Source organism: Nostoc cf. edaphicum LEGE 07299 (assembly GCF_015207245.1).
GTDB classification, from domain to species: Bacteria; Cyanobacteriota; Cyanobacteriia; order Cyanobacteriales; family Nostocaceae; genus Nostoc; species Nostoc edaphicum_B.
Genome location: NZ_JADEXF010000105.1, coordinates 1 through 8,226 on the forward strand (window position 1 = coordinate 1; position 8,226 = coordinate 8,226).

Below are 8,226 nucleotides of genomic sequence, written 5' to 3' on the forward strand. Positions count from 1 at the left end.
AAATCTAGTTCCCTCCCCTTTATAAGGGGAGGGTTAGGGTGGGGTAAAACCTTGGTTAATCAGCTATTTCAGACTTGTGTGTACACCATAGCCCCAACTTGGGAGAGGGATTTAGGGTGAGGACTTTTGATTCATGTCCACATAATTATTAATGATTCCGAATCCAAAATCAGATCGCATCTCTAGATTTGCACTTTTCTGCATAGCTTGAAAATTCATCTCCAATTAAAATAAGCGCATACTTCAATGAGTTAGGGCTAAAAGATACAAGATATGACTTTCAAGTTAAACGCCGGAGACAAAGAAAATTTTCATAAAGCTTAAATAAACTTTGAATTTGGATGAAAATATGGTAGTAGTAAATTTAAAAGAACATCAAGTTTTTGGATATTTACCAGTGGAAAAAAAGCTGGGTATTCTTGTTGTAGATGATCACCAATTAATTTTAACTGGTACGCTCGATGTCTTAAGTAGACAGTACCCCGAAGCTGCTATCATTAAGGCTCAGACGGCAAAAGAGACACTTTTTCAACTTCAATATCATCACTTTGGCCTAATTGTGATGGATTTATCAATTCCCGATCGCCAAGGAGAGACAGCAGAAATTGATACCGGAATTAAGCTGCTGCAAACTTTGCTCCAAGAATATCCCCATCAGAATTTTATGGTACAAACTAGTTATGTGAAGGCGTTAATTCGGATCAAACACGAGATTGATAATCATCAAGCTGGATTTGCGATCGCAGATAAAGGATTACCCGAAGATGAAATGCTAATGCGGGTTAATTTGTCCCTTCATGGTGCAACTCACACCAAAGACATCAAAACGGGAATCGAACTCAAACCAGAATGGCTGGAAGTGTTGCGGTTGGCTTTTGAAGAGAGTTTGACAGATAAGGCGATCGCCGAACGAATGTATAAATCAGAAAGAGCAGTACGTACTTACTGGACGAAGATTCAGGATGTGTTGGGAGTGTATCCTGAAGACTGCAAGCAGGGTGGTAAGAATATGCGAATTCAAACTGAAATTCGTTCCCGTGATGAAGGTTTAATCGATTAATTCGGGGAAATTTAATTCGGTAAGAAGCGATCGTAATTAAAGAGGGTACAAGCCCCCACTGATTGTAACTATGAATTACGTTAGCGTAGCGGGGCGTTCGCTTTTAGCGTCTCGTAGAGAAGCCCATTATCAATTACGAATTATTTTGACATGTGGGGGTGCAATGACTGTGGAAATTATAACTAATTATACGGACATGATATTACTCACTCTTTACGAATTCTTTGTCTACAAGACGCTGCGTGATGTTGATGATAACAGCGAATTAGTGCGAGAAAATTGGACTATTAGCTTGAGTATAGATAATGATTTTGGCGATTTTTGATGGTTAAAGCGCTTTTCAAATGCATAAACTTTTCTCTAAAAGGTTACGCTGTACACATAAGTTATCAAAACCTCACCCTGTCCTCTCCTTAGTAAGGATAGGACAGGGTGAGGTATCTCAGGGGCTATCTATGAGACTAACCGTAAATTACCAAAAAATTTTCTTTTCCCGACAGGGTGAGGTATCTCAGGGGCTATCTATGAGACTAACCGTAAATTACCTTGACAAAGGCTTGTGTGTACATCGTAAGTAAACTCTTTGATAGAGTTATTAAAATTACGCTGGATAAATCCGTAATCTTCTATTTGGTTCTTCGCCAAAACTATGCGACTTGAGGCGATAATGTTCTACCAACTCATGTTGCATTTTGCGGACTTGGGGAGAACGCGGCAATAACTCGACTGGCTGTCCTTTAGGAATCACAATTTGCTCAACGGCAAGTCTAGCTTCTTCTAAGGCATCCATCTCATCATCGCTACCATTGTGCAAAAACAATTGTAGTTCTCTATCGTCGGCCATCTCTGGGTCGTCGATGTTCAGCAACCGCCGCAAACCACGGGTAATTTGGGGAATGGTGCTGGACTTAATTACGTGGATGGGTACATGACGAGCTTTGGCCATTTGGCGTAATTTGGCGTGGTTTTTGACGTGCGATCGCAATGCTAAAATTGCATCAGCAGTATCTATATCTTTTGTCAAGACCACGGGTAAAGTTAGCACGCTAATCACCTGTTCTAGTTGGTGACGGCTAACCCCATAGGGGTAAACGTGCAATGGCAAATCTTCACCATTGGGCCCTGGCACTCTTGTAGCAGCATCAAAATCAATGCTTTCAGAATAATTGAAGGATTCATCCAGCAAACGGTCAAACTCACTGCGTCCAGTTACCCGCTCTACAGGCAATTGGGGTAGTGCAACCATTTGTCCAGATGAACGCCAGCCATTAGACTGTCGCGCCGGTGGAAAAGAATCCTCTACTGTTCCTAACTGTCCACCACGACCGTTGACAACAGCTAACTGACGTGTAACCGCAATTTTGCCGTGGTCATCAACGGTTCTCGTTTGTGGGGTAGGTTGACGCCCCCGCAACAGATTATCTACGGTGTCAGCAACACTTTCGTGTACTGTCCAGCGTTGGCGTTCTAACATTTCCACCGCAATTTCAAAGGTAGGCGGGGCTTTCCGCTCCAAAACAGTCTTTTGAGAGCCTCGCCGTCTGGCTTCATCGTCTCCCAAGGTAACAGCTTGGATACCCCCAACTAAATCAGCCAGGGTGGGGTTTTTAATCAGGTTTTCGATCTGATTACCGTGAGCAGTACCTACCAACTGTACGCCCCGTTCTGCAATGGTACGAGCCGCTAAAGCTTCCAGTTCCGTACCAATTTCATCAATGACAATGACTTCGGGCATGTGGTTTTCCACTGCCTCAATCATCACCTGATGCTGTTCGTTTGGATGAGCTACTTGCATCCGCCGAGCGCGACCAATGGCGGGGTGGGCAACATCACCATCCCCAGCGATTTCGTTGGAGGTGTCAATAATCACCACTCGCTTATGCAGATCGTCCGCTAAAACACGGGCTATTTCCCGTAAGGCGGTAGTTTTGCCCACGCCTGGACGCCCCAGCATGAGAATCGATTTACCAGTTTCTACCAAATCGCGGATCATGCCAATGGTTCCGAATACCGCCCGACCAACGCGACAGGTCAAGCCAATAATCTTACCAGTGCGGTTGCGAATAGCGCTGATCCGATGCAAAGTTTGCTCAATTCCTGCCCGATTATCTCCGCCAAAGATTCCGACTCGTTGAATGCAATCATCTATTTGTTCTTGAGTAACGGGTACTTCGCTCAAATACTCAGCTTGATTAGGAAAGCGAGCCTCTGGGCGACGACCCAAATCCAAGACCACTTCTACTAAACTATCTCGTTTGGGATGACTCTCTAGTACTTGTTGCAGGTCTTGGGGCAAAATGTCTAATAACTTTTGGAGATCGTCTGTAATCGTCATGCTTTCTATGGTGACGTTTTTAGAGATAGCGAGGACATTTGCGTGCAGGAGAACCCGCCCTGGGTATTTTTCCGAACGAGCAATTAACGCTCCTGCTGTGACTTGATCTGGGAAACGAGAGAATGGGCAAGTTCTACAGCTTGCCAAAGCAATACTTGATCTTCTTCTAGGCGAACAGTCGCCTTCATCTTGGTGTTACTTACCTCCTTATTCTCTAACTGTTCGAGAATTGGTGACAGCAGTACGCGAGCGTAGCTACCGTAGGCGACCCCGGCGATGTGGGAGTGCTGAGTGCTGTTAGCGGTAGCGGGGCGTTTAGCCCGTGCTGAGTACTGAGTAACATAGTCTTTCTCAGCACTCATAACTCGGAACTCAGCACTGTTTAACAGTTCCATTGCCTTTAACTTAGCAACGGTATACTTGTTTGTGCCGCCTGCTAACTGCACATATCCTGGTAACTTAGCTGCCAAAACTTTTTGCCCTAATTTCACCGCAGCTATTGTGGTGCCATCGCCAATATCACCACTCATCGGACGACCATCGGTTTGCCAAATTAAAGCACCCTTGAGTGGGGCAATCCTGTCGTAGAGCGCTCTTAAGTAGTCAATCATCCCTTCACCATCAGGACAGCTGATTGCTAGTAACTTTAGTTTATCGGCCCACGGTGAAATTGCTTGCCATAATTGCTCAAATTCTGCCAACCGCCCGACTTTTGTATGGATTTCTACGGCATCTACTCCCGTTGACATTACCAATGGCGCGATCGCTCCCGGCGTTGTCACGTATGAAGCTGTATAAATTATACCATAAGGGCAAACTGGTATGCAACGACCGCAGCCATAACACTTTTCGGATACTACTCCTGAAAAGTCTTCTTTGATACTGTCAAATACGATCGCTTGTGCCGGACAAATCCGTTCACAGGGTCTAGGGCAGTCTGTAGGACACTCATGAGGATTAAATTCTGCTTTGCGAAAATGGGGGTCTTCTCCATCGTTTAGGCTGACCATCAAAAAGGGTAAATTCCCTTTGTAGTCAAAGCCTCGCTTTTGGGCATCCTTAGCCAGAGATTTGGCTGCTTGTAGCCCTGATTGCGCTGCTGCAATTACTGCTGGATCAGCTGCAACATCTATGCAGTCAGCGCCCGCCAAAGTATAGGCTAACGTTAAACTTCTGACTGCCGGCAAATGCTGGAAGCTGGCTCCGCAGATCAGCTTGAACCAGTCACCTTGTTTGAGAGATTGTAAAGGTAGGAACAGATCAGTCACTATTCTATTATGCGTTTATGCGACTAAAAATAGTAGTCTGCGATCAAGAAAAAGTGCGAATTTGTTGATTTAGGGTTTATCGAATTGGGCATTGGGAAAGACTTGTTGCAAGTTCTCACTTTTGTCAACTTGTCTCCTCTGCTCCCCACTCCCGCAGCTGTCTTAGGAGGCCGACAACATGACAACTGTATTTTTTGTAGAAGACTCTGCTGAAGATAGAGCTTTATATCGACGCTTTCTAGAGCGGGACGATCGCTACACTTATGATATTTACGAATTTGAATCTGGAAATAAGGCGCTACAAGCTTGTCAAGGGAAAATACCAGATGTAATTTTGTTGAACTATCGATTACCAGATTTAGATGGGCTGGAATTTCTCACTCAGCTACAGAGGCAAACTTCTAACAGTCAAATTTCAGTAATTATCCTGACTGGACAGGGAGACGAAACGATCGCAGTCCAAGCGATCAAGAGTGGGGCGCAAGATTATCTAGTCAAAGGAAAACTGACCTCTGATAATTTACGTCGAGCGGTTCATGGGGCGATCGAGCAGATGCAGCTAATGCGGCAGCTAAAACAGCAACAGGAACAACAAAAGTTAGTAGAAGCGATCGCTCTTAATGTTCGCCAATCTTTGAGACTTCAAGATATCCTTGCCACGAGTGTTCAAGAAGTCCGCCAGTTACTGGGTGCCGATCGGGTACTGCTGTATCAATTTACGCCTCAAATGCAAGGCAAAATCGTCGCTGAGTCGGTATTACCTCAATGGACATCAATCTTAGGACTGGAGATTGAAGATACCTATTTTCAGGAAAATCAGGGGGGAGAATATCGCCAAGGAAAAATTTGGGCAGCTACAAACATCTACGAAGCAGGTTTAAGTGACTGCCATATTCAACTTTTGGAACAGTTTCAGGTGAAGGCGAATTTAGTTGTCCCGATTTTGTTAGAGAGCAAGGGGACTCAAGCAGTTGAACTTTGGGGGCTATTTATCGCACATCAATGTTCTGGGCCGCGACAATGGCAGATATTTGAGGTGGAATTGCTCAAGCAACTGACGGTGCAACTAGCGATCGCTATCCAACAAGCCGAACTCTACCACAATCTCCAAACACTCAACACTGAGTTAGAAGCGAAGGTACAAGAACGCACTGCCAAATTACACCAAAGCGATCGCCGTTTCCGTGCCATTTTTAATAATACTTTCCAGTTCATAGGACTGCTAACGCCAGCTGGTATTTTACTAGAGGCGAACCAGACGGCGCTAAATTTTGCCGGACTGAAACTGGAAGATGCGATCAATCGCCCTTTTTGGGAAGCGCGCTGGTGGACAATTTCACCGCAAACTCAAGCAGAATTAAGACAAGCGATCGCTCGTGCAGCCCAAGGGGAATTTATCCGCTATGAAGTTGATGTTCTCGGTGCAAATAATCGGGTAGTAACAGTCGATTTTTCACTCCGTCCGCTTTTAGATGAGACAGGTCAAGTTGTTTTGTTAATTCCAGAAGGGCGAGATATTACCGAACTTAAACAGGCTAAAGAAAAACTCCAACAAAGTGAAGCAATGCTAGCCACTACTCAACAAATTGCCCATATAGGCAGTTGGGAATTTAACTTAGTAACGAAAAAGCGCTACTGGTCTATGGAAACCTTTCGCATCTCTGGCCTAAATCCCACTCAAGGCGAACCCGACCAGGAGGAAATTCTCCAAATAGTTCACCCAGACGATCGCGCCTGGATAGAGGCTCAACTGGAACAGGTGATGTCTACGACGGGCTACGCCTACGCTCAACAAGCCCCTTTCAATCTTGAGTATCGAATTATCCGACCTGATGGTTCAGTGCGCTATGTTGAATCAAAAGCAGAGATAGCTTATGACGCTCAAGGGCAGCCAGTTAAGCTATTGGGAGCGGTTATAGATATTACAGAACGCAAACAAACTGAGTTAGAAATCATCCGTAGTCGTGACCTGCTAGAAGCTGTTTATAACGAATCCGCTGATGCGCTTTTTTTGGTAGATGTCGAAACATTACTGATCGCTGACTGTAACGATCGAGCAGTGGAGCTATTTGCAGCCTCTAGTAAAGCCGAATTAATTAACATTAAAGGTAACACTCTGCAAAAACAACCGTTCACTTCCGATGAGATTGCCACCTTTATGGAAGAAATTCACCAGCAAGGGTTTTGGAGTCGAGAAGTTGAATATATTACTAAGCAGGGCAAATCCTTTTGGGGAAACATCGCAGCCAAACAAATTACGCTCGCTGGTACTGTGATGCAACTAGTACGAATCACGGATATTACTGCCCGGAAGTATGGTGAAGAAGAGCGCAAACGATCGGAAATTGCTCTGCGAGAAAGTGAGGAACGACTACAATTAGCCCTTGAGGCTTCTGGAGATGCTTTGTGGGACTGGAATATTTTGACTAGACAGGTTTATTACAGCCCTCACTATTTAGAAATGCTGGGATACCGCTTTGATGAACTCCCACAGGATTTTAGTACCTGGGAGCGATTAGTTCATCCAGACGATCTCCCTTGGGTGGAGAAAATCTTGGCAGATCACCTCAAGGATAGTTCAGTACAGTACAAATTTGACTATCGACTCCGAACTAAGTCAGGCGAATGCAAATGGATTGCCAACTACGGTAAGGTTGTGATGCGAGATGCAGATGGTAATCCTCTGCGAATGACTGGTACTCATCGGGATATCAGCGATCGACAAGCCGCGCTACGCGAACGCAAACAAGCCGAAGCAGCCTTAGCCAAAAGTGAAGAACAACTGAGGCTAACGTTGGAATTTAACCACATCGGTCTTTGGGATTGGAATGTTCAAACAGGCGAAGTTATCTGGAACGACAACCATTATCGTTTGTTAGGTTTAGAGCCAGAAATATTAGCAGCCAGCTATCAACTATGGTGCGATCGCGTGCATCCAGAGGATGTTGACCGAATTGAACAGGCTGTATCAAATGCACTGGCACAACATATTAATTTTCAAGGTGAATATCGAGTGATTTTTCCCGATGGCAGGGTTCACTGGCTGACGGGGAAAGGACGTGGTGTTTACAACGAGGCAGGCGAACCTGTACGGATGTTAGGAGTAATTATTGATATAAGCGAGCGCAAGATTCTAGAGCGAGAACTGGCTCACAAGCAAAAGTTATTGGATACCTTCATCAATAATGCACCCGTTGGTATAACCATTATCGATGGGGAACTGCGTTATTCATTGGTTAATGAAGCATTAGCAGAAATTAATGGCATTCCCGCAGCAGAACATATTGGCAAGACAACGTGGGAGATTGTCCCTGACATAGCACGGAAGCAAGATCGAGTCTTTCGACAGGTCTTAACAACGGGTGAACCGATTCTAGATTTGGAAATCAGTGGAGAAACCCCAAAATTTCCAGGTGTAATCAGGACTTGGCTAGCTTCCTATTTTCCAATTCAGTCTGAAGCTGATGAACCTATTAGCATGGGCATTGTCGTAGTTGAAATCAGCGATCGCAAACGCGCTGAACAAATGTTAGAGTTGCAAGCAGTCATTACCCGCAACATGG

General features: G+C 44.9%; 5 protein-coding genes. 3 read left to right on the forward strand and 2 right to left on the reverse strand.

Going from position 1 to position 8,226, the window contains the following annotated elements:
* The first annotated feature begins 349 nt into the window (after positions 1-349).
* A complete protein-coding gene (locus tag IQ229_RS04895) occupies positions 350-1,060 on the forward strand; it encodes a response regulator transcription factor (protein ID WP_194041782.1) in 711 nt (236 codons plus the stop codon).
* Between the two features lie 70 nt (positions 1,061-1,130).
* Positions 1,131-1,385, forward strand: a complete 255-nt coding sequence (locus IQ229_RS04900; RefSeq protein WP_194041784.1) for a hypothetical protein — start codon at positions 1,131-1,133, stop codon at positions 1,383-1,385.
* A 276-nt stretch (positions 1,386-1,661) separates the two neighbouring features.
* Here IQ229_RS04900 and IQ229_RS04905 read toward each other — a convergent pair whose 3' ends face one another.
* The gene (locus IQ229_RS04905; protein ID WP_194041790.1) at positions 1,662-3,395 is read right to left on the reverse strand and encodes a R3H domain-containing nucleic acid-binding protein; all 1,734 of its coding nucleotides are present in this window, start codon (positions 3,393-3,395) and stop codon (positions 1,662-1,664) included.
* 83 nt (positions 3,396-3,478) lie between these two features.
* On the reverse strand, positions 3,479-4,663 hold the full coding sequence (gene ldpA, locus IQ229_RS04910; RefSeq protein ID WP_194041786.1) for a circadian clock protein LdpA: 1,185 nt from the start codon (positions 4,661-4,663) through the stop codon (positions 3,479-3,481).
* Positions 4,664-4,841: 178 nt separating this feature from the next.
* Here ldpA and IQ229_RS04915 point away from each other — a divergent pair.
* Positions 4,842-8,226, forward strand: a 3,385-nt coding sequence (locus IQ229_RS04915; protein ID WP_194041788.1) for a PAS domain-containing protein, incomplete at its 3' end; no start/stop codon positions are given.

Coding starts and splice junctions, on each gene's coding strand:
- IQ229_RS04895 (WP_194041782.1), top strand. CDS start 350: ATGGTAGTAGTAAATTTAAAAGAACATCAAGTTTTTGGATATTTACCA.
- IQ229_RS04900 (WP_194041784.1), top strand. CDS start 1,131: ATGAATTACGTTAGCGTAGCGGGGCGTTCGCTTTTAGCGTCTCGTAGA.
- IQ229_RS04905 (WP_194041790.1), bottom strand. CDS start 3,395: ATGACGATTACAGACGATCTCCAAAAGTTATTAGACATTTTGCCCCAA.